This is a genomic window from Haemophilus haemolyticus M19501, assembly GCF_000222025.1.
Lineage (GTDB): Bacteria > Pseudomonadota > Gammaproteobacteria > Enterobacterales > Pasteurellaceae > Haemophilus > Haemophilus haemolyticus_G.
The window spans coordinates 96,513-118,106 of the sequence record NZ_AFQO01000005.1 but is presented as its reverse complement, the minus strand read 5'-3'; the positions used below and the strand labels follow the sequence as shown (position 1 = coordinate 118,106).

The 21,594-nt window shown below is 38.1% G+C and carries 15 protein-coding genes; 9 read left to right on the top strand and 6 right to left on the bottom strand.

Annotated features, from left to right (window positions below; all coding sequences use genetic code 11):
* The 3 genes from GG9_RS0108570 to uvrB all read left to right on the top strand — a co-directional run.
* Positions 1-736 (top strand): YadA family autotransporter adhesin (locus tag GG9_RS0108570; protein WP_192805822.1); only part of this gene is annotated, 736 nt, incomplete at its 5' end.
* A gap of 100 nt (positions 737-836) precedes the next feature.
* Positions 837-1,973 carry a DUF2827 family protein gene (locus GG9_RS06055; RefSeq protein ID WP_032825054.1) on the top strand — a complete coding sequence of 379 codons (1,137 nt, stop codon included), beginning with the start codon at positions 837-839 and terminating at the stop codon, positions 1,971-1,973.
* A gap of 388 nt (positions 1,974-2,361) precedes the next feature.
* The gene (gene uvrB / locus GG9_RS06060) at positions 2,362-4,401 is read left to right on the top strand and encodes an excinuclease ABC subunit UvrB (protein ID WP_005630787.1); all 2,040 of its coding nucleotides are present in this window, start codon (positions 2,362-2,364) and stop codon (positions 4,399-4,401) included.
* A 30-nt stretch (positions 4,402-4,431) separates the two neighbouring features.
* Here the strand turns inward: uvrB and GG9_RS06065 are convergent, their stop codons facing one another.
* Positions 4,432-6,357 carry an LTA synthase family protein gene (locus GG9_RS06065; protein ID WP_005630785.1) on the bottom strand — a complete coding sequence of 642 codons (1,926 nt, stop codon included), beginning with the start codon at positions 6,355-6,357 and terminating at the stop codon, positions 4,432-4,434.
* Between the two features lie 280 nt (positions 6,358-6,637).
* A complete protein-coding gene (locus GG9_RS06070; RefSeq protein WP_005630783.1) occupies positions 6,638-8,908 on the bottom strand; it encodes an NADP-dependent malic enzyme in 2,271 nt (756 codons plus the stop codon).
* A 197-nt stretch (positions 8,909-9,105) separates the two neighbouring features.
* On the opposite strand from GG9_RS06070, the gene GG9_RS06075 reads away from it, so the two are divergent.
* The 3 genes from GG9_RS06075 (at position 9,106) to GG9_RS06085 (ending at position 11,713) form a co-directional block, all read left to right on the top strand.
* A complete protein-coding gene (locus tag GG9_RS06075; RefSeq protein WP_005630780.1) occupies positions 9,106-9,726 on the top strand; it encodes a DUF1919 domain-containing protein in 621 nt (206 codons plus the stop codon).
* 90 nt (positions 9,727-9,816) lie between these two features.
* A complete protein-coding gene (rsuA, locus tag GG9_RS06080) occupies positions 9,817-10,515 on the top strand; it encodes a 16S rRNA pseudouridine(516) synthase RsuA (protein WP_005630777.1) in 699 nt (232 codons plus the stop codon).
* Position 10,516: 1 nt separating this feature from the next.
* Complete coding sequence (locus tag GG9_RS06085) at positions 10,517-11,713, top strand: Bcr/CflA family multidrug efflux MFS transporter (protein ID WP_005630775.1); 1,197 nt, start codon at positions 10,517-10,519, stop codon at positions 11,711-11,713.
* A gap of 31 nt (positions 11,714-11,744) precedes the next feature.
* On the opposite strand, the gene GG9_RS06090 is transcribed toward GG9_RS06085, so the two are convergent.
* The gene (locus GG9_RS06090) at positions 11,745-12,545 is read right to left on the bottom strand and encodes a hypothetical protein (RefSeq protein ID WP_032825053.1); all 801 of its coding nucleotides are present in this window, start codon (positions 12,543-12,545) and stop codon (positions 11,745-11,747) included.
* A gap of 96 nt (positions 12,546-12,641) precedes the next feature.
* Here GG9_RS06090 and GG9_RS06095 point away from each other — a divergent pair, with 96 nt between their 5' ends.
* The gene (locus GG9_RS06095; protein WP_005630771.1) at positions 12,642-13,304 is read left to right on the top strand and encodes a trimeric intracellular cation channel family protein; all 663 of its coding nucleotides are present in this window, start codon (positions 12,642-12,644) and stop codon (positions 13,302-13,304) included.
* Positions 13,305-13,324: 20 nt separating this feature from the next.
* Positions 13,325-14,578 (top strand): glutamate-5-semialdehyde dehydrogenase, encoded by a 1,254-nt coding sequence (proA, locus tag GG9_RS06100; protein ID WP_005630770.1) that lies wholly within the window; start codon positions 13,325-13,327, stop codon positions 14,576-14,578.
* A gap of 78 nt (positions 14,579-14,656) precedes the next feature.
* On the opposite strand, the gene dnaJ is transcribed toward proA, so the two are convergent.
* Complete coding sequence (gene dnaJ / locus GG9_RS06105) at positions 14,657-15,811, bottom strand: molecular chaperone DnaJ (RefSeq protein WP_032825052.1); 1,155 nt, start codon at positions 15,809-15,811, stop codon at positions 14,657-14,659.
* A gap of 584 nt (positions 15,812-16,395) precedes the next feature.
* Positions 16,396-18,303: a molecular chaperone DnaK gene (gene dnaK, locus GG9_RS06110; protein ID WP_005630766.1), complete on the bottom strand. Its 1,908-nt coding sequence runs from the start codon at positions 18,301-18,303 to the stop codon at positions 16,396-16,398.
* Positions 18,304-18,554: 251 nt separating this feature from the next.
* On the opposite strand from dnaK, the gene GG9_RS06115 reads away from it, so the two are divergent.
* Complete coding sequence (locus tag GG9_RS06115; protein ID WP_005630763.1) at positions 18,555-19,994, top strand: YdgA family protein; 1,440 nt, start codon at positions 18,555-18,557, stop codon at positions 19,992-19,994.
* Between the two features lie 44 nt (positions 19,995-20,038).
* Here GG9_RS06115 and GG9_RS06120 read toward each other — a convergent pair whose 3' ends face one another.
* Entirely contained in the window at positions 20,039-21,529 is a 1,491-nt protein-coding gene (locus GG9_RS06120) for a surface lipoprotein assembly modifier (protein WP_005630762.1), read from the bottom strand.
* Positions 21,530-21,594 lie beyond the last annotated feature (65 nt).

Sequence of the window (21,594 nt, the reverse complement as noted above, 5' to 3'; positions counted from 1 at the left end):
TCAGAACTCAGCGACATCAGCTGCAAGCTCTGCAACTGAAGCAACTAAATCCGCCCAATCAGCGGCAAGTGCAGTACAACGTATTGAAAATTCAGGTTTAATAACTAAAGATGGTAAAACTGCCTTTGCTGCTGATAATATTAGTAAGCGCAATAGTGCTGAAGCAAAAGGTAAGGATGCAACAGCAATGGGATACGGTTCAAAGGCAAGTGGTGAAAACACTACAGCTTTAGGAAATAATTCTCAAGCATCCGCGAAGAATGCGACAGCAATTGGTCAAGGTGCAAAAGCGGAAGCTGAAAATGCCGTTGCAATTGGACAAGGATCTGTAGCAAACGAAAAAGATACTGTATCGGTAGGTAATGATGGTTCAAATGGTCAACCTATTGTAAACCGCCGTATTACTAACGTTGCAACGCCTATTCATAATACAGATGCAGTAAATAAACAGTATGTTGATAACTCAGTAAATTCAGTTCGTAATGAATTGAAACAAACTGATAAGAAACTTCGTGGAGGTATTGCTGGTGCTGTTGCAATGGCTAATATTCCTACTGTAAGCCATGCTGGAGGTACAATGATTGGATTAGGGATCGGTAACTTTAAAGGTCAAAATGCAGTAGCTGTTGGTATGAGCAAATCAAGTGATAACAACCGTATCCACTTTAAAGTAAGCGGCTCTGCAACCAGCGCTGGAGATTATGCTGTTGGTGGTGGAATCGGCTATCAATGGTAATCTATTCTAAATCATAATGAGGAAATCACTCTGGGAAACCAGAGTGATTTTATTATGTAAAATAATATCTTTATGTAATAACATAAAATGGAACAATACTATGAAAAAATACAAGGTTGGAATTACTTTTAATTTAGAAGGTGATGTAACAGATATTTGGGCAAATGGTGTAAATCAAAATGTAATACATCTTTATCACTTATTTCAACATTCCGAGCTTATCGATGAAGTATTTTTAGTTTCATGGGGACCTGAAAAACGTACCTCTCCCCCTGAAGGATTCATGCTTAAAGAAATGAATCTCAAATTTGCCTATATCGAAGATGTTATTGAGCAACTAGATTTACTAATTGAAGGAACGTTAATCATTGAACCTTATCAAGTAACTCGCATACATGAACATGGTGGCAAAGTAGTTAGCTATAAAATGGGAAATGATTTTATCATGGATATAGAAAACTTCTTATTTGGAAAAAAGGCGGGACGTCTTCTTAATGGTACAAAATTTGATGCCGTATGGGTTCTACCTCATCATAACAATACATGTAATTCTTATTTTTCTATTATGCATAGTTATTCATGTTATGTTGTACCTTTTATCTGGTCTCCCATTTTTTGTGATAAAGTAATAAAACGTATTAAAGAACAACATAATTTAGATTTTGGGTATAAACCCAATTCAAATAAAAAGGCAAAGCGTATAGCATCTTTTGAAGCAAATATTAATGTAGTTAAAAATAGCTTTACACCTATTTTGATTGCAGAACAAGCCTATCGCGAACAGCCAAATAAAATTCAACATGTTTATATGTGTAATACCTATGATAAAAAAGATAATCCAACCTTCTTTAACTTTATTAGTCGAACGAATTTAGTCAAAGACGGAGTAATGACTGTAGAAGGCCGTTATCAAATGCCTGATTTTTTAACACGTTATGTAGATATTGTGTTAAGTCATCAATGGGAGAATGGTTTAAATTATGCATATAATGATGCGTTATATGGAGGATATCCATTTATTCACAACTCAAAACTAATTCCTAAAGGTGTTGGATATTATTATGACCAATTTGATGCTTTTGAAGGTGCAAAAGTATTACTTAATGTAATAGATAACCATGACAAGCATCATGAAGAATATGTTAAACGTGCAAATGAATATTTAGATTCTCAGCTGCCAACTAACCCAGTTAATATTTATATGTATGAGAAAGAGATTAAGCGGCTATTTTCTTAATCTATTTTATGAAAATCCCTTTTGAGATTAAATCAAAGGGGATTTTTTCATTATTACCCTATTTTATTACTATCAAACTTCTACTTTTTCTATCCACAGAGCCTGTGGATAACTTTGTGGATTAACTTTTTAAAATTTTGCGGATCCCTTGTTCTTACAAGGATTGTTCGATCTTGATTACAGATTAGCCTAAATTTAAATTATCATTTAAAATCAATAAGTTAAGTTTTGTCTAGTAAAAAATTGAAGTTTTTTTATGAATTTGTGAGATCTTTCTCTTGACATCACTAAGTCTGTGTAAAACTTAGATTTTTGCCTGATCAATTTTACACGTTAAATATGCTAAAATAGGCATTATTCAAAACTATCAAAAAACTGACCGCACTTTATGTCTGAAAAAATCAACACAAAACCATTCATCCTGCATTCCGACTTTCGTCCTTCTGGCGATCAGCCACAAGCTATCGAAAAACTAGCTGAAAATTTAACAGATGGTTTGGCGCATCAAACTTTGCTCGGGGTAACAGGCTCGGGGAAGACGTTTACTATCGCCAATGTAATTGCTCAATTAAATCGCCCCGCCATGTTACTTGCGCCAAATAAAACCCTTGCTGCCCAGCTTTATGCAGAAATGAAAGCCTTTTTTCCAGAAAATGCGGTGGAATATTTTGTGTCTTACTATGATTACTATCAGCCAGAAGCCTATGTGCCAAGCAGTGATACATTTATTGAAAAAGATGCGTCTATTAATGATCAAATCGAACAAATGCGTCTTTCAGCGACAAAATCTTTTTTAGAACGTCGAGATACCATCGTGGTAGCATCCGTTTCTGCAATTTATGGTTTGGGTGATCCTGATAGCTATTTACAAATGATGTTGCATTTACAACAAGGTGCCATTATCGATCAACGCCAAATTTTAGCTAAGTTAGCTGAATTGCAATATACCCGCAATGATCAAGCATTTCAGCGTGGGACTTTCCGTGTTCGCGGGGAAATTATTGATATTTTCCCTGCGGAATCCGATGATCGTGCCGTGCGTATTGAATTATTTGATGATGAAATTGAACGATTAAGTTTATTTGATCCGCTCACGGGCAGTAGTTTTGGTGCAGTACCACGTTTTACGATCTATCCTAAAACGCACTATGTTACTCCAAGAGAACGTATTTTAGATGCGATAGAAAACATCAAAAAAGAACTAGTATCACGCCGTGAATACTTCATTAAAGAACATAAACTTTTAGAAGAACAACGCATCAGCCAACGTACCCAATTTGATATTGAAATGATGAATGAATTGGGCTATTGCTCGGGCATTGAAAACTACTCTCGCTATTTGTCGGGCAGAAATGAAGGCGAGCCACCACCAACATTATTTGATTATATGCCCTCTGATGCTATTTTAATTATTGATGAATCTCATGTAACTGTGCCTCAAATTGGTGGGATGTATCGCGGCGACCGTTCACGTAAAGAAACCTTAGTCGAATATGGTTTCCGTTTACCGTCCGCATTGGATAATCGTCCGTTACGCTTTGAGGAATTTGAACGCTTAGCCCCACAAACCATTTATGTTTCCGCAACACCAGGGCCTTATGAATTAGAGAAATCAGGTAGTGAAATCATCGATCAAGTGGTTCGCCCGACTGGTTTGCTTGATCCGCTCATTGAAATTCGTCCAGTGTCTATTCAAGTGGATGATTTACTTTCTGAAGCTCGCCAAAGAGCGGATAAAAATGAGCGAGTTTTAGTGACAACACTCACTAAAAAAATGGCGGAAGATTTAACAGATTATTTGGATGAACACGGGATTCGTGTGCGTTATTTACATTCCGATATTGATACTGTGGAGCGCGTCGAAATTATCCGTGATTTGCGTTTGGGCGAATTTGATGTATTGGTTGGAATTAACTTATTGCGTGAAGGTTTAGATATTCCGGAAGTGTCTCTTGTGGCGATTTTAGATGCGGACAAAGAAGGATTTTTACGTTCCGAACGCTCTTTAATCCAAACCATCGGTCGTGCTGCGCGAAACTTAAATGGTAAAGCGATTTTATATGCGGATAGCATCACAAAATCCATGGAAAAAGCCATTACTGAAACCAATCGTCGTCGTGGAAAACAAACCAAATACAATGAAGAACATGGCATTGTGCCACAAGCATTAAATAAGAAAGTCGGTGAATTGTTAGATATTGGGCAAGGTGCAAATCAAAAAGCGAAAGCCAATAAACAACGTGGAAAAATGGCGGCAGAACCAACCGCACTTTATAATGCACCGAAAAATGCTAAAGAATATCAACAACAAATCAAAAAACTGGAACAGCAAATGTATAAATTTGCACAAGATTTGGAATTTGAAAAAGCCGCGGCAATTCGTGATCAATTACATCAATTGCGTGAACAGTTTGTTTTTGATAACTAAAAGAAACGCCAGTTTAAGCTGGCGTTATGTTTATTTATTTTCATCTGAATAATACAACCGATTCTTATATAAATAGCTGCCTAATAAAGCGTGAGCCAATGCCTCTTTTTTCATTGCATCAGGCACCTCTTTTGGCGTTAAAGTTTCTGAAGCTTTATCATAATGATAACCTTGCGCTGCTTTATTTGGCATTTGAATTACTACATCATTATTGCCTTTCATCATTGCTTGAGTTTGATCGTATTGCATAAAGGCACGATCTGGGTTCACATCTTGCGTTAAATCAAAACCAATCATTGGATAATTACCACTTACACCTGCTAAAGAAAGTAACGTGGTTGGCATATCAATTTGGCTCACAAGACGGCTGTCACGACGTGGCATAATGCCCTCCCCGATAATCAAAGCTGGAATATGGAAATGCTTAATCGGCACAAGACTTGCTCCACCTACACGAGAATCGTGATCCGCAACAATTAAGAAAATCGTATCTTTCCAATAATTAGACTGTTTTGCCATTTTAAAGAAATGACCTAAGGCATAATCCGCATATTTTGCTGCATTATTACGAGTGGCTTTTGGTTGTTCATAAAGCTCAATCCTGCCGTCTGGATATTCAAATGGATCGTGATTGCTAGAGCTAAACACTAAACTAAAAAACGGTTTACCTTCATTTTGTAATTTCGTGAAAGTTTCATTGGCTTTATCAAATAAATCCTCGTCACTCACGCCCCAAGTGCCAGTAAATTTTGGATTCTGGTAATCTTGTTGATCCCAAATATCTTTAAAGCCATTACCGTAGAAAAAGCTCGCCATATTGTCGAAGTGCTTTTCTCCGCCATAAATAAAGGAAGTGTTATAACCTTGTTTATGTAATAAATCCGCAATAGTAAAGAAACCACTTTGAGCATTATTAAGTTTCACCACTGCACGAGCCGGCGTTGGCGTAAAACCTGCGATTGTTGCTTCAATACCGCGTACTGAACGTGTGCCTGTTGCATAAAGATTTTCAAATAACCACCCTTCTTTTGCAAGCTGATCCACATTTGGAGAAAGTGGTTTGCCACCGAGCGTTCCAATAAATTGAGCACCGAGACTCTCTTGTAACACAATCACGATATTTTTAGGTTTACCCTGATAAGTCGCGACATTTTTCGTTAAAGTTGGGTATTTATCTGAAATGTAATCGCTGTCTGGACGGCCACGGCTGGCTTTAACAATACGAAACATTTCGTCTGCATCCATTTTTCCATACATCTCTGAAGATTTTTCTTCATCTTTAAACTGCTGTGCGGCATAAATCACGGAATAGCCCGAATTAAGCACCAAAGAATTCACTAACGCATCAGAGGAAAATGCCACCATGGCGGGATTAATACCGCGGTGTTGAAAACTTGAACGCGCCCCAAGGAAGCTCACGACAATAACAAGCAAAGCAATCACAGAACGAAGTTTCCAACTCATTGAACGTAAATTTTTGACTGCCCAACCAGAAATTTTCCAATAAATCACGGCAGCTAAAATCGTGAAAACAAGGCTAAAAATTACCGCACTTAAATGCCCTTCCGCCAGCATTGAAAAAACTTCTTTCGGATAAATCAGATATTCGATAAATAAACGATTTGGGCGGTAATCATAGGTTTCAATAAAAGCAGGTGTGGCAATTTCCATAAAGATAATGAACACGCTACCAAGGGTTAGCCAAAGGCGTAAAATTTTTAGCCAAACTTTGCTGCAATGGAACAATGTTGTGAGCAATGCAGGTACGCCAAATAAATAACAAAGTGCCACAATATCCATTCGTACGCCTTGCAAAAATAATTGCAACCAGCCATCTACGGCGGATACACGTTCTGATTGCCACACAGCAAGTCCAAAACGGGATAAGGAAAGGATGATGAGATTAATCAACACAAATGTGAAGATGGGAAATAAAGGGGAATGCGCTTTTTTCATTGTGAAAACCACTAAACAACGGCATATAAGCCGTATTAAATTAAAGAAAGATAGGCTATATGTCTATCAGCTCCTTTTCGACAAGATAAAAGCCTTAAAGTGCGGTAAATTTTCGCATAGTTTTACTTAATCTCAAATGCAAACAATATGCCGAATTCTGTGTAGAACAATTTTAGCTAATCACATTCAATAGAATTACAAAAAATAAAGCCTCGAGAAAAATCGAGGCTTTGTTAAGTAAACGGCGGAAATTTAATAAAAATTCACCGCACTTTTTCAATTACTCTTGTTGTGCTTTCACCGCAGCATAGGCAATCATATTAATAATACGGCGAACAGATGCACCCGGATTAAGAATATGCGCAGATTTGTTCATACCCATTAAGATCGGGCCAACGGTAATTGCCGTAGTAGTGCCGCGTAATAAGCTATAACTTATACGTGATGAGCTCAAATCAGGGAACACTAATAAATTTGCACTTCCTTTCAATGGGCTATCAGGCATGACTTCTTTGCGGTGAGCTTCGTTCATCGCTAAATCGCCACGCATTTCACCATCGATCATTAAGTGTGGATTACGCTCTTTTACGATCTGTAATACATCTCGCATTTTTGGTGCACCGAGTGAATTAGATGAACCAAAATTAGAATGGGAAAGCAAGGCAACTGCAGGTTCAATACCGAAACGATGGATTTCTTCTGCTGCCATTAAGGTAATTTCAGCTAATTCTTCTGTTGTTGGATTACTGTTTACATGGGTATCAGTTAAGAATACGTTACCAGTCGGTAATACAAGGCTATTTAAAGCAGCAGCAGTTTTCACACCATCTTTTAAGCCAATAATATCGCGAATAGATGTAAGGTGTTTTCCGTATGAACCAAATAAGCCACATACTAAAGCATCTGCATAACCTAAGCTAAGTAACGTAGAAGCTAATACGGTAGTGTTAGAACGCACGACACGTTTTGCGATTGCAGGCGTGATACCTTTACGTTTGGTAAGCTCGTAATAATGTTTCCAACATTCTTCATAGCGAGGATTATCTTCGTTATCCACAATTTCAAAATCTACACCAGCAGTTAAACGCAAACCAAGTTTTTTAATTTTTTCTTCAATCACGCTACGGCGACCAATTAAAATTGGATTTGCCAAGCCCATTGAAATTACTTCTTGGGTTGCATGCAATGCTTTATTTTCTTCCCCTTCCGCTAAAATAATGCGTTGTTTTTCTGCTTTTGCTTGGCTGAAAATAGGACGCATAAACAAGCTCGTTTTGTAAACAAACTGAGTTAGTTTTTCAACATAAGCATCCCAATTTTGAATTGGACGAGTTGCCACACCAGATTCCATTGCAGCTTTTGCTACCGCTGGTGCGATACGCACAATCAAGCGAGGATCGAATGGACGAGGAATCACATAATCTGCACCAAAAGTCGCGCCTTCACCACCGTAAGCTGAAGTTACCACTTCGTTTTGCTCTTCTAATGCAAGGTCAGCGATAGCATAAACTGCCGCACGTTTCATTTCTTCATTAATAGTGGTTGCGCCCACATCTAATGCGCCACGGAAAATGAATGGGAAACAAAGCACGTTATTTACTTGGTTTGGGTAATCGGAGCGGCCTGTACATACAATCGCATCGGGACGAACCGCTTTCGCTTCTGGCGGGGTAATTTCAGGATTTGGGTTAGCTAAAGCAAGAATAATTGGATGCGCAGCCATGGTTTTCACCATATCTTGTGTAAGCGCACCAGCCGCAGAACAACCTAAGAAAATATCGGCATTTGGAATCGCATCGCCAAGTTTACGCCAGCCATTATCTTCAATTGCATAATCTTTTTTGGTTTGATCCATTTTGTCATCACGGCCTTTATATACCACGCCTTTCGAGTCGCAAACTGTGATGTTTTCACGTTTCATACCTAAAGAAAGCAATAAGTTCAAGCACGCAATAGATGCCGCACCCGCACCAGAAGCCACAAGTCGAACATCTTCAATTTTTTTACCTACAATACGAAGAGAATTTATGATCGCGGCAGCACTGATGATCGCTGTTCCATGCTGGTCATCATGGAACACAGGAATATTCATTCTCTCACGCAATTTTTGTTCGATATAGAAGCATTCAGGTGCTTTAATATCTTCAAGATTTACCCCACCAAAAGTTGGTTCTAACGAGGCAATAATATCTACAAGTTTATCGGGATCATGTTCATTTACTTCAATATCAAATACATTGATACCTGCGAACTTTTTGAACAATACGCCCTTCCCCTCCATTACAGGTTTGCCCGCAAGCGCGCCAATATTACCAAGCCCAAGTACCGCTGTACCATTGGAAATCACCGCCACTAAATTGCCACGCGCCGTATATTTGTAAGAGGCGGCAGGATCTTTTTCAATTTCTAAACAAGGCTCTGCCACACCTGGTGAATAAGCTAAAGCCAGATCGCGTTGGGTTGCTAATGATTTTGTTGGGGTAACTTCAATTTTTCCAGGAATTGGAAATTCGTGGAAATCTAAGGCTGCTTGACGTAATTGTTCGGTCATAATAAGTGCTCCATTTTCTTGAAATAGGATTGAAATATCGCGTCGATTATATCTGTTTTTTATTCAAAAATTTGTGACGAACTGCAAATTTTTACAACTTTATAACAAAATTTTTTTGATGCGAGGCATTAGCTAGACTTTTCATTTTTCAGCAAAAAAGGTAGGATTTTCGCAACAAAAGGATAAAGGATAAGAAAATGAATCCATTTCAAAAAATTAAAAGTGCGGTGAATAAATGCCAAAGATTTTTCATTAATCGCACTCTGCAACGTAAACTAACAAATCAAGGTATGACTGTCATTTCTGCCAATTGCGTGGGGGCTTTTATCTTACACGATTTACACCAGCCGTTTAATTCGCCTTTTGTGAATCTCTATCTCTCGCCACAGGATTTTTTGCGTTATTTACAAAATATGGATTTCTATCTCAATCAACCTCTCACATTTGTGCAAACGGAAAAAAGTTATCCCGTGGGAAAACTTGCCGATCTTGAAATTCATTTTATGCACTATCACAGTGAACAAGAAGCCAATAAAAAATGGCAACTTCGCACGTCACGAATGAATTTCGATAATCTTTTTATTATGATGACAGATCGAGATGGTGTAACCGAAAAAGACATTCAACTTTTTGATCAACTCCCTTTCAAAAATAAAGTGATTTTTACTCATAAGCCCTACCCAGCTTTTAAATCCGCTTATTATATAAAAGGCTTCGAGAAGCAAAATCAGGTGGGCGATATTTTTGAATTTTCTGGCTGGAATGGGAAAAAATATTACGATCAATTCGATTACGTGAAGTGGTTTAATCAAGCTTAATAGATAAAGGCTGCATTGCAGCCTTTTTTGTTTCGTTCTAAAAGCAAAAACCTGTACAATGCCTAGCGAATTTTAACAAGAGAAAACATAATGAGATTAGATAAATTTATTGCTGAAAATACGGGATTAACACGTTCTCAAGCAACGAAAGCAATCCGCCAAAGTGCGGTAAAAATTAATGGTGAAATTGTCAAAAGTGGCGCGGTACAAATTTCACAAGAAGATGAAATCTATTTTGAAGATCAATTATTAACGTGGGTGGAAGAAGGCCAGTATTTTATGTTGAATAAGCCACAAGGCTGTGTTTGTTCTAATGATGATGGCGACTATCCAACAATTTATCAATTTTTCGATTACCCTTTAGCGGGCAAATTACATAGCGCGGGTCGCTTAGATGTGGATACAACAGGTCTCGTCTTGCTTACCGATGATGGACAATGGTCACATCGCATCACTTCCCCCAAACATCATTGTGAAAAAACCTATTTGGTAACTTTAGCTGATCCCGTAGAAGAAAATTATGCAGCGACTTGTGCGGAAGGCATTTTATTGCGTGGAGAAAAAGAACCCACTAAACCAGCAAAATTAGAAATTTTAGATGATTACAATGTAAACCTAACCATTTCTGAAGGTCGTTATCATCAAGTAAAACGTATGTTTGCCGCACTTGGGAATAAAGTTGTTGGATTACATCGCTGGAAAATTGGGGATGTTGTACTAGATGAATCATTAGAAGAAGGCGAATACCGCCCATTGACTCAAAGTGAAATTGAAAGGTTGGTGAAATAAAATGAGTCAGCAAAAATCTACTTTTATCTTTATTCTTACACTCGGCATTCTCTCCATGCTACCGCCTTTTGGCGTGGATATGTATTTGCCGTCTTTTTTAGAAATTGCGAAAGATCTCGGCGTGAGTCCAGAACAAGTACAACATACACTAACCTCTTTTGCCTACGGTATGGCATTCGGTCAGCTTTTCTGGGGGCCTTTTGGCGATAGCTTTGGGCGAAAACCGATCATTTTACTCGGTGTCATTGTAGGTGCGCTAACCGCTTTAGTACTCACCGAAATAAATTCGGTCGGAAATTTCACCGCACTTCGTTTTGTGCAAGGTTTCTTTGGTGCCGCACCTGTTGTACTTTCTGGCGCATTATTGCGTGATTTATTTAGTAAAGATCAGCTATCCAAAGTGATGTCCACCATCACGTTAGTATTTATGCTTGCACCTTTAGTTGCGCCAATTATTGGTGGTTACATCGTTAAATTTTTCCACTGGCATGCGATTTTTTACGTTATTTCGCTCGTGGGATTATTAGCCGCAGCATTGGTCTTTTTCATCATTCCAGAAACCCATAAAAAAGAAAATCGCATTCCGCTGCACTTAAATATTATCGCTCGCAATTTCCTTCTGCTTTGGAAGCAAAAAGAAGTGCTCGGCTATATGTTTGCCGCCTCTTTTGGCTTTGGTGGGTTGTTTGCTTTTGTTACTGCAGGATCAATTGTCTATATCGGCATTTATGGGGTTCCTGTCGATCAGTTCGGTTACTTCTTTATGATGAATATCGTTACGATGATTTTTGCCTCCTTTTTGAATAGCCGATTTGTTACTAAAGTGGGCGCAGAAACAATGTTACGGATAGCCCTCACAATTCAATTCCTTTCTGGAATGTGGCTAATTTTGACCGCACTTTTAGATCTCGGTTTTTGGCCTATGGCAATTGGCGTCGCCTTTTTCGTCGGTCCAAATCCTGTGATTTCATCAAATGCAATGGCATCAGCTTTAGAAAGATGTCCTCAAATGGCAGGAACGGCAAATTCTTTGATTGGTAGCGTACGTTTTGCAGTGGGTGCAATTATGGGAAGTTTAGTCGCATCAATGAAGATGGATACTGCCGCACCAATGCTCTTTACTATGGGAGCATGTGTCGCGATTTCCGTGTTGGCGTATTACTTTCTAACCAGCCGAAATTTAAAAAGCCGTGGGTAAATTCCCCACGGCTCAATGATTGCTTTCTTTATTAAACGAAGACCATCCATAAAGGTAAGCAAACAGCAATAAATAATAGGATAAATAAACTATTAGCAGATAATTTCCACTTTTGGAAACTATGCAGAATCAGAATAGCCGCAATAACAAAATGGCAAACAAAATAAATGATGTAAGCAAAAATACTGTCAGAATTAACCGCACTTTCCATGCCATTTAAAAGTAAAAATAAGAACATTGCCAAGGCATTTAAAGCAAGCAATATAATCATTGCTAAGGGCAACAATGCAATAAAACCTTGTAAACGATTTCGTGCAATCACAAGCGAAAGATTTGCTAAAATCACACCAGATAAAATCGGTGCAAAAGGGTTATATTCAGCAAAATCACTCGCAGGAAGCACGGTAAAAATCATTAAATAACTCAAGCAACCTAAACCCGCAATTAATGCAGCCATCAATAAAAAGCTGTTACGGATTTTTTCAGTTTTTGGTTGTTTCCAAATAAAATACACGACAGAAAGACCACATACGCTCATCACGTTAGTAAGTGTATGATTATTCTGCAATAAACTTATTACTAACCACGCTGCCCAATAAATAGCAAAAGTCAGATTAACTTTGATTAAACGACTACGTTGTCCCGGGCAAATTTCGCCGCGATAAAACACCAATAAAGAAATTAACTGTGCAACCAATACACCTACACTCAAGTGAGGTATTACTTGCTTTTCAACTTGCAAAGAAAAAATAAATAGATCGATGCCAAGCACCATTGAGATAGATAATACCGCAAGCAATGCCGCAATATATTTAGAAGATTGTTCTGACATAATTTTGACGACTGAAAAATAATGCACCATTATGCTAAAAATTCATTAAATTTTAAAGTAGAATGAAACCAATTTTAACCGCACTTAGGTACATGAATGTTACTTAGTATTTTATATATCATCGGTATCACCGCTGAAGGAATGACTGGTGCACTTGCGGCTGGTCGTGAAAAAATGGATATTTTTGGCGTGATAATTATCGCATCTGTTACTGCCATTGGTGGCGGTTCTGTGCGTGATGTACTGCTTGGGCATTATCCTCTCGGCTGGGTTAAGCACCCAGAATATTTTTTAATGGTGGCAAGTGCGGCGGTAATTACCGTATATGTTGCGCCATTCATCAATCATTTTATGCGCTACTTTCGCACTATTTTCTTGGTGCTCGATGCGATGGGTTTGGTGGTGTATTCCATTATTGGCGCACAAATTGCGATGGATATGGGACATAGCCTTACAATTGTAAGTATTGCAGGCTGTATTACGGGTGCCTTTGGCGGGGTTTTACGCGATATGCTATGCAATCGAATTCCTCTCGTGTTCCAAAAAGAACTCTACGCCAGCATTGCGTTATTTGCCACGCTGACTTACTACGCATTAAGCACACTTCAAGTAGAACATACGCTTGCCGTGTTACTCACACTTATTAGCAGCTTTACTTTACGTCTTTTAGCTATTCATTTCGAATGGGGGTTGCCGGTGTTTAATTACCAAGAACTCACATCAGAAGAACAAGATAAGCTGCCAAAGAAAAAGAAATAAATACAATAAAGGAAATAACTATGTTAGAACAAATGGGTAAACAAGCCAAAGATGCTGCATTTATCTTGGCTCAACTCACCACTGCTGAAAAAAATCGTGCATTATCCATTATTGCAGAACAACTCGAACAACAATCCCCTCTTATCTTAGCCGAAAATGCAAAAGATATTGACCTTGCCAAACAAAATGGATTGTCTGATGCCTTGATTGATCGCCTACTGCTCACGCAAGAACGTTTGCAAGGCATTGCTAATGATGTACGCCATGTTATTTCACTCACAGATCCCGTGGGGAAAATCATAGACGGCGGTACATTGGATAGCGGACTTAAAATCGAACGCGTACGCACGCCGCTCGGTGTCATTGGTACAATTTATGAAGCTCGCCCAAATGTGACCATTGATGTGGCAAGTCTTTGCCTTAAAACGGGCAATGCAGTGATTTTACGCGGCGGTAAGGAAACACAGTTTTCTAACAAGATCTTAATCGAAGTTGTGCAAAATGCTTTAGAGCAAGCAGGCTTACCAAAATTTGCGGTACAAGCCATTACCGATCCAAACCGTGAACTCGTTATGCAATTATTAAAACTAGATCGCTATGTGGATATGATTATTCCTCGTGGTGGTGCGGGTTTACATGAATTGTGTAAACAACATTCAACTATTCCAGTTATTGTGGGTGGTGTGGGTGTTTGCCATACTTTTGTTGAAGAAAGTGCGGATCAAAATAAAGCGATTTTTGTTATCGATAACGCTAAAACACAGCGTCCAAGCACCTGTAACACATTGGAAACATTGTTAGTTCAACATTCTATTGCTGAAGAATTTTTACCCAAACTCGTCTCTCACCTCTCTGCCAAAAACGTAAAATATCACGCAAAATCCACCGCACTTAATATATTGAAACGAGCGGGTGCGAATGTCTGCGAAGTGACAGAAAAAGAATTGCGCGAAGAATGGGGATCATTGGATTTGAATGTCGTTGTTGTGGAAGATATTCATGCAGCTATTGAGCATATTCGCCAATATGGTACGCAACATTCTGAAAGTATTTTAACGTCCTCACAAAACCTCGCCAGTCAATTTATTAATCAAGTCGATGCCGCCGCCGTTTATGTGAATGCAAGCACACGCTTTACTGATGGCGGACAATTTGGATTAGGTGCAGAAGTTGCCGTGAGCACCCAAAAACTTCACGCTCGTGGCCCAATGGGATTAGAAGCATTAACCAGTTATAAATGGGTTTGTGAAGGCGAATACACCGTTCGCAAATAAAACCCAAAGTGCGGTAATTTTTAGAAGAGATTATTTGCATATAAAAAAGTCCGCGAAATGCGGACTTTCTCATTATCTTTATTTGTCAGATTTACCCAAGTTGTCAAAGAATTTTTTCACACCGTCCAAAAATCCTGAAGATTTTGGTGCATGTTTACTTAAATCTTTACCTTGTAAACTTTCTTCAAGTTTTTGGAGTAATTCTTTTTGCTCGCTGGTTAAATTAACGGGTGTTTCGACCACAATACGGCAAATTAAATCGCCCGCATAGCCACTACGTGTAGAGGCGACACCTTTGCCTCGCATGCGGAATAATTTTCCTGTTTGCGTTTCAGCAGGGATTTTAAGTTTTACTCTGCCATCTAAAGTTGGCACTTCAATTTCACCGCCAAGGGCTGCTGTGGCAAAGCTAATCGGTACTTCGCAATATAAGTTATTACCATCACGTTCAAAAATGTTATGTTCTCTCACGTGAATCACAACATATAAATCTCCAGCTGGCGCGCCATTTTCACCTGCTGCACCTTTTCCAGCTAAGCGAAGTTGGTTGCCCGTATCTACGCCTGCAGGAATTTTTACTGAAAGATTTTCTTTCTTATGAACACGCCCTTCTCCATGACAACTGCGACAAGGTTTTTCAATTTTCTTACCGCTACCATGACAAGTTGGACAGATACTTTCAGATACAAAGAAACCTTGCTGACGACGAATTCGACCAGAACCGTGACAATGCGGACAAGTTTCCACTTTAGAGCCTTTTTCAGCCCCTGAACCACCACAGCTATCACAATGTGCAAGGGTGTTAATTTGGATATCTTTAGTTGTACCTTTTACGGCTTCTTCTAAAGTGATTTCTAAGTCATAGCGTAAGTCTTCACCACGAACAACTCGTTGACGACCACGGCCACCGCCACCGCCACCAAAAATATCGCCAAAGATATCGCCGAACATATCACCAAAATCAGCACCGCCAAAGCCGCCACCGAAACCACCAGTGCCACCACCTTGTTCAAAGGCTGCATGGCCATATTGATCATAAGCTGCACGTTTTTGATCGTCGCCTAATACTTCATAAGCTTCATTAATTTCTTTGAATTTTTCTTCCGCTTCTTTACTGCCTTGATTTTTATCAGGGTGATGTTTAGACGCTAAACGTTTATACGCACGTTTAATGTCATTCTCACTCGCCCCTTTTTGTAAGCCAAGGACTTCGTAGTAATCTTTTTTTGCCATTAATTTTTCCATTAATAATTATGTAGTTGTAGCTGTAAACTTTATACTAGTATAAAGCAATAGGAGAATCCCATAAATTAGAGCATATTTTCTATTGACTTTACTTTCTGTATAGTTATCTATATCTTTCCCAAAAAATGAGAAAATATAGAATACTAAAAAATATATAAAAGCTAATATTATTAATTGTTTAGATAAATTTAAATAAAGCTTTTCTTCTTCTAAAAAGTAATCTTTTAGCTCAAAAGAAACTACCGGAATAATCATGAATAAGATAAGAAAAATAAAAGATGATATTCTACAGAATGAATATATAGATAGTTTTTCTGCTACCTTATCTTGAATGTAAATAATCTTATCGTGCTTCAGGTTTTGTAGAGCCAAGGAAACTAATGTAATTGAAGTAATAATGAAGTCAATTGAAAATAATGAATTATTCTTCGTTTGCTTTATACAATAAAAAATAAAAACCATATCAAAATAACTAACAAATATTTTAATAAAATACAGAATATTTTTTTCATTATATGTGATGATTTATTAAAAAAAGGGCGTATCACTACGCCCTATGATTATTAAACAAATTATTTATTATCTTTCACTTCTTCAAACTCAGCATCTACCACGCCATCATCTTTTGCTGATGATTGTTGTGGTTGCTCGCCACCAGCTTGTTGAGCTTTTGCTTGAGCTGCTTGCATTAATGGTTCAGAAGCTTTAATTACCGCTTCAATTTTCGCTTCAATTTCTGCTTTATCTTCGCCTTTTGCCGCTGTTTCAAGCTCAGCAACTGCTGCTTCAATTTTCTCTTTATCTGCAGCATTCAATGCATCGCCCGCTTCTGCAATTTGTTTACGTGTTGCGTGAGCAATGCCATCTGCTTGGTTACGCGCTTGAACTAACTCTTCAAATTTACGGTCTGCATCTGCATTCGCTTCTGCATCACGCACCATTTGTTGAATTTCTTCATCAGATAAACCTGAAGACGCTTGAATGCGGATTTGTTGCTCTTTACCTGTGTTTTTATCTTTCGCAGATACGTTGATTACGCCGTTCGCATCGATGTCGAAAGTAACTTCAATTTGCGGCATACCACGCGGTGCAGGGTTGATACCTTCTAGGTTGAATTGACCTAAAGATTTGTTGTCTGCCGCACGTTTACGCTCACCTTGTAATACGTGGATAGTTACCGCTGCTTGGTTATCTTCCGCAGTTGAGAACACTTGCGATTTTTTGGTTGGAATCGTTGTGTTTTTCTCAATTAAAGTGGTCATCACGCCGCCCATGGTTTCGATACCAAGTGATAACGGAGTAACGTCTAATAAAAGAACGTCTTTCACATCACCTTTTAATACACCACCTTGAACTGCCGCACCGATTGCCACCGCTTCATCAGGGTTAACATCTTTACGAGCTTCTTTACCAAAGAACTCAGCAACTTTTTGTTGAACAAGTGGCATACGAGTTTGACCACCCACAAGAATAATATCGTGAATTTCACTTACGCTTTTACCTGCATCTTTTAATACAGCTTTCAAAGACTCAATTGAGCTTGCTACTAAATCTTCTACTAATGCCTCTAATTTCGCACGAGTAATATTTAATGCTAAGTGTTTAGGGCCAGTCGCATCTGCAGTGATGTAAGGTAAGTTTACTTCGGTAGATTGCGCTGATGAAAGTTCAATTTTTGCTTTCTCTGCTGCTTCTTTTACGCGTTGTAATGCCATTGGGTCATTACGTAAATCGATGTTTTGTTCTTTTTTGAACTCATCAATAATGTAATCAATTACACGGTTATCGAAGTCTTCACCACCTAAGTGAGTGTTACCACCAGTTGCTAATACTTCGAAAGTTTGTTCACCATCAAAGTTATCAATTTCGATGATTGAAATATCGAATGTACCACCACCTAAGTCGTAAACTGCGATCACTTGGTTCTCTTTGCTTGAACCTAAACCGAACGCCAAGGCAGCTGCTGTTGGTTCATTAATGATACGTTTAACATCTAAACCTGCGATTTTACCTGCATCAATCGTTGCTTGACGTTGTGCATCGTTAAAGTATGCAGGAACGGTAATTACCGCTTCTGTTACAGATTCACCCAAGAAATCTTCTGCAGTTTTTTTCATTTTTTTCAATACTTCAGCAGAGATTTGTGGCGGTGCTAATTTATCACCTTTTACATTTACCCACGCATCGCCGTTATCTGCACGCACGATTTCGAAAGGCATAATTTTAATATCGCGTTGAACTTCTTCGCTTTCAAAACGACGACCAATTAAGCGTTTAATCGCAAACAATGTATTTTTCGGATTAGTGATTGCTTGACGTTTTGCTGGCTGACCAACTAAAGTTTCATTATCTGTATAAGCAATAATTGAAGGGGTTGTACGTGCACCTTCTGCATTTTCAATTACGCGCGCTTTGTCGCCGTCCATTACAGCTACACAAGAGTTTGTTGTACCTAAGTCAATACCAATAATTTTTCCCATTTTGTACTCCTAGTAAAAATTTTAAAATTCAGGGTAATTTATTACGAGTTTTAAGATGTGGATATTCTTTCGCATTTCAAGAGAAAATTTTAAAAATTTTTTATTTCTTAAAGTGCGGTGATTTCCGTTCTTGTTTTCAAGATAAGTCTCAAATGATGAACTTCAAGGGGAAAACAAAAATTTTCAGGCAAGAAAAAGGGATTTATGATAAATTTGGCGAAAATTTTTACGTTAAAATAGGAAAGAAATAAATGAAAAAATCAAAAATTGCTGCAGGCGTAGTCGTTGCTCTTGCTGCCGTTTGGTGTGCAGGTGCATGGTTTACAGGGAAAAAAGCTGAAGAAGAATATTTACATCAACTAAAACAGTTAAATCAACTATTTACCAAAACAGATGTATTAGAAGAAAGTAAAATTTGTTATAAAAATATAAAATTTGAAAGAGGATTATTTGCCTCTCACATTCAAGATCAAATAGAAATTCACAAGGCAAATGAAACGATCATTATTCCTTTATCATCAACGCTTTATCACGGACCTTTGCCGCTTGATCGTGTGGCGAAACTGAATTTCGTTCCAGCCATTTTTTCAAGCCAAACCTTGTTAGGAAAAAATGCAACAACTCAGGCACTCTTTGATATCACAAAATCAGAAAAACCGTTACAACTGAATTTTGCCATGAATTATGCTTTAAACGGTAATGCGGAATTAAAACTTGCATCGGGACAATATCACAATGAGCAATCTAAGGCTGATTTTGATTGGTCAAATGTCGTATTAAATGTTGATTTAGACAAAAATGAACCAAGCCATTATACGCTATCTGTAGATGCCTTGAATTCAAATAACCCTAATCATACAGCCTCAACCGCTTCATCAATTAAAATAAAAGATCTTGTCGTACAAGGCTCACTACAAAGCACAAAATGGCCATTTATTTATAGTGGAAATATCAATAGCAAAATCGGTTATTTTGAGCAAAATACCGAATCTGCAGAGACAGGAGAAAAGCTCTCTCTTATTCAGAAAAACACCCAAGCAAATTTAACTACACAAGTTGAGGGTGATACAGTAAATATCATCAATAAAACAAATCTAGATGAATTACATATTAACGGTAACAACTTAGGTAAAGTGACCTACAATATAGAATTCAACCATATTGATGGCAATGCATTACAAGAACTTTTAAATATTTTAGTTGCAATAGGCAAAGCTGACTCAGATATGCCGTTACCTAAAGCATTGGTACAAAAATTACAACAAGCAGGTATGGAAATTGCGAATAATCAGCCTCAAATTAAGTTTACCCCTCTTTCTATTTCTGATGAAAAAGGCAAAGTGGCATTGGATCTGAATATTGCTTTAGTGCCAAATCCTAAATTTGATTTAATGCGCAGCGGCTTATACAAACAATTCAAAGATTTTTCGATCAATTTTGATGTGAATAAAGAAACCGCGATTTCATTATTATCTAAATTTGTACCAGAAAATCAAAAACAAGATTTAGTTTACAGAATGGACGAATTAATTGCTGAAGACGAAGCAAATGGCATTATCGTAAACACGGACAAAACCGTCACATTAACGCTTGCTTTAGAAAATAACGAATTGAAACTAAACGGTAAGCCAATCCCAGAAGAACAGTTGAAAATGGTACTCTTTATGCTTGTGATGGGGGGCTTTGGATGATAACAAAAACAGGGCGATAAATTGTCGCCCTGTTTTGTATTTAATTAAAACGTTTTTTCAAACAACACATTCACATTCTTCTGAGTATAAGAATACATTTCTGGAATATTGCTATCTTGTTTACGCCAGCTTAATTGGAGTTTTGGCGTAATCCCCCAAATATGCCAGTCACGTTTCCATAGGGATAAATTCACGCCGTAAATTTTATCTTTTCGTTTTTTACCTACGGAAAGATCAAGCAACCCTAGCGGGGTTTGGTATGAACCAAAAGAGAATACATCTTTGTATTCTCTTTGCGTAAAAGATAAATTTAAACGAGAAGAAAAACCAAGCCATCCCCACTCTTGTCCCCAACCTAAACGTAGGCTTTTACTGTCTGAACTATATTGACGAACCTTCGTTCTTTCTGCCATGAAATCAGAACCGAGGTAGAAAAACTGTTTTGGTGTTCTTGCCCAAAGTAAGGTTGCGGAAATCAGTTTGTTATTGCCGTTTTGTGATGTACTGTCTAAATAACGTTGTTTTGAAAACTCTCCCGCCGTAGAAAGTTGCCAGTTTGGACTTAACCAGCGAGAAAATTCTACCCTTGCCCCGTTAGACCAACGGTAACTTTCGCCGCCATACCAACGTTTTTCATAAAAGGGTTTAATACGGAAATTTTGCTTCGCGGTTTTATGTGCATAGCCAACAAAAGTGCGGTTGGAAATATCATCAAATTCATGATTATCCCAATAACTCTTGCCACCGAACTCATTGCCCACTGTGAGATAATGAGAATCCCACAAATTAAAATCTCTTGAAACACCCAGCGAATAAGCCACCCCATGTGCAGTTTGAGGCAACATTGATTCAGGGCGAGTAATCACCCCACCATTACGGAGAACTAAACGGCGTCCACTGCCGACATTATTCACATTAATGTCTCGCACATAGTTAAAAGAAAAATCCACATTCCAGCTATCACGTTCTTTTAAAGCCTCTAAATAAGCACCAATTAGGCGTTTAGCTTGAAGTGGCAAATCACTTGCAGTTTGCGCTTTTTCAAATTGGTCTTTGGCAGCACCATCTTGTTTTTGATTGAATAAAGCGATAGCCAGTTCAATTCGCACAGGATTTAAATTTGGATTTTTGGCTAAAATTTCACGATATTTATCAATGGCTACAGTATAGTTTTCCGTTATCGCAGCCAATTTCCCTTCCGCAAAGCGTTCCATAATCGGGTCACGATTTGGAAAAGTGCGGTAAATTTCCAGCACTTTTTTAATCATTTCTGGATTGCGGGCATAAATGGCACGGCTTAATAATTCGTGAGTTAAAGCTGGGTTTTGTTTAAGTTGCTCAAGGGTAATTTGAATTTGTTCAGCTTGTTCTGTACCTAAGTGCGGTAAATTTGGTTCTCGTTTTTCAGGTTTCGCAATATTAATTTTATTATCAAAGTCAGTATTCACTGGGATTTGACGAACATCTTGCACAAGGATTTCTGCCGAGGCAAAAATAGGAAAAAGAGCGGTGAGAAATAGGGATGTTTTTTTCATTATGGTCAATATGTTATTTGAAGCGAACATTAGCTCAATAAAAGAAGATAAAAATGGCGGACTAA

Coding starts and splice junctions, on each gene's coding strand:
- GG9_RS06055 (WP_032825054.1), top strand. CDS start 837: ATGAAAAAATACAAGGTTGGAATTACTTTTAATTTAGAAGGTGATGTA.
- uvrB (WP_005630787.1), top strand. CDS start 2,362: ATGTCTGAAAAAATCAACACAAAACCATTCATCCTGCATTCCGACTTT.
- GG9_RS06065 (WP_005630785.1), bottom strand. CDS start 6,357: ATGAAAAAAGCGCATTCCCCTTTATTTCCCATCTTCACATTTGTGTTG.
- GG9_RS06070 (WP_005630783.1), bottom strand. CDS start 8,908: ATGACCGAACAATTACGTCAAGCAGCCTTAGATTTCCACGAATTTCCA.
- GG9_RS06075 (WP_005630780.1), top strand. CDS start 9,106: ATGAATCCATTTCAAAAAATTAAAAGTGCGGTGAATAAATGCCAAAGA.
- rsuA (WP_005630777.1), top strand. CDS start 9,817: ATGAGATTAGATAAATTTATTGCTGAAAATACGGGATTAACACGTTCT.
- GG9_RS06085 (WP_005630775.1), top strand. CDS start 10,517: ATGAGTCAGCAAAAATCTACTTTTATCTTTATTCTTACACTCGGCATT.
- GG9_RS06090 (WP_032825053.1), bottom strand. CDS start 12,545: ATGTCAGAACAATCTTCTAAATATATTGCGGCATTGCTTGCGGTATTA.
- GG9_RS06095 (WP_005630771.1), top strand. CDS start 12,642: ATGTTACTTAGTATTTTATATATCATCGGTATCACCGCTGAAGGAATG.
- proA (WP_005630770.1), top strand. CDS start 13,325: ATGTTAGAACAAATGGGTAAACAAGCCAAAGATGCTGCATTTATCTTG.
- dnaJ (WP_032825052.1), bottom strand. CDS start 15,811: ATGGCAAAAAAAGATTACTACGAAGTCCTTGGCTTACAAAAAGGGGCG.
- dnaK (WP_005630766.1), bottom strand. CDS start 18,303: ATGGGAAAAATTATTGGTATTGACTTAGGTACAACAAACTCTTGTGTA.
- GG9_RS06115 (WP_005630763.1), top strand. CDS start 18,555: ATGAAAAAATCAAAAATTGCTGCAGGCGTAGTCGTTGCTCTTGCTGCC.
- GG9_RS06120 (WP_005630762.1), bottom strand. CDS start 21,529: ATGAAAAAAACATCCCTATTTCTCACCGCTCTTTTTCCTATTTTTGCC.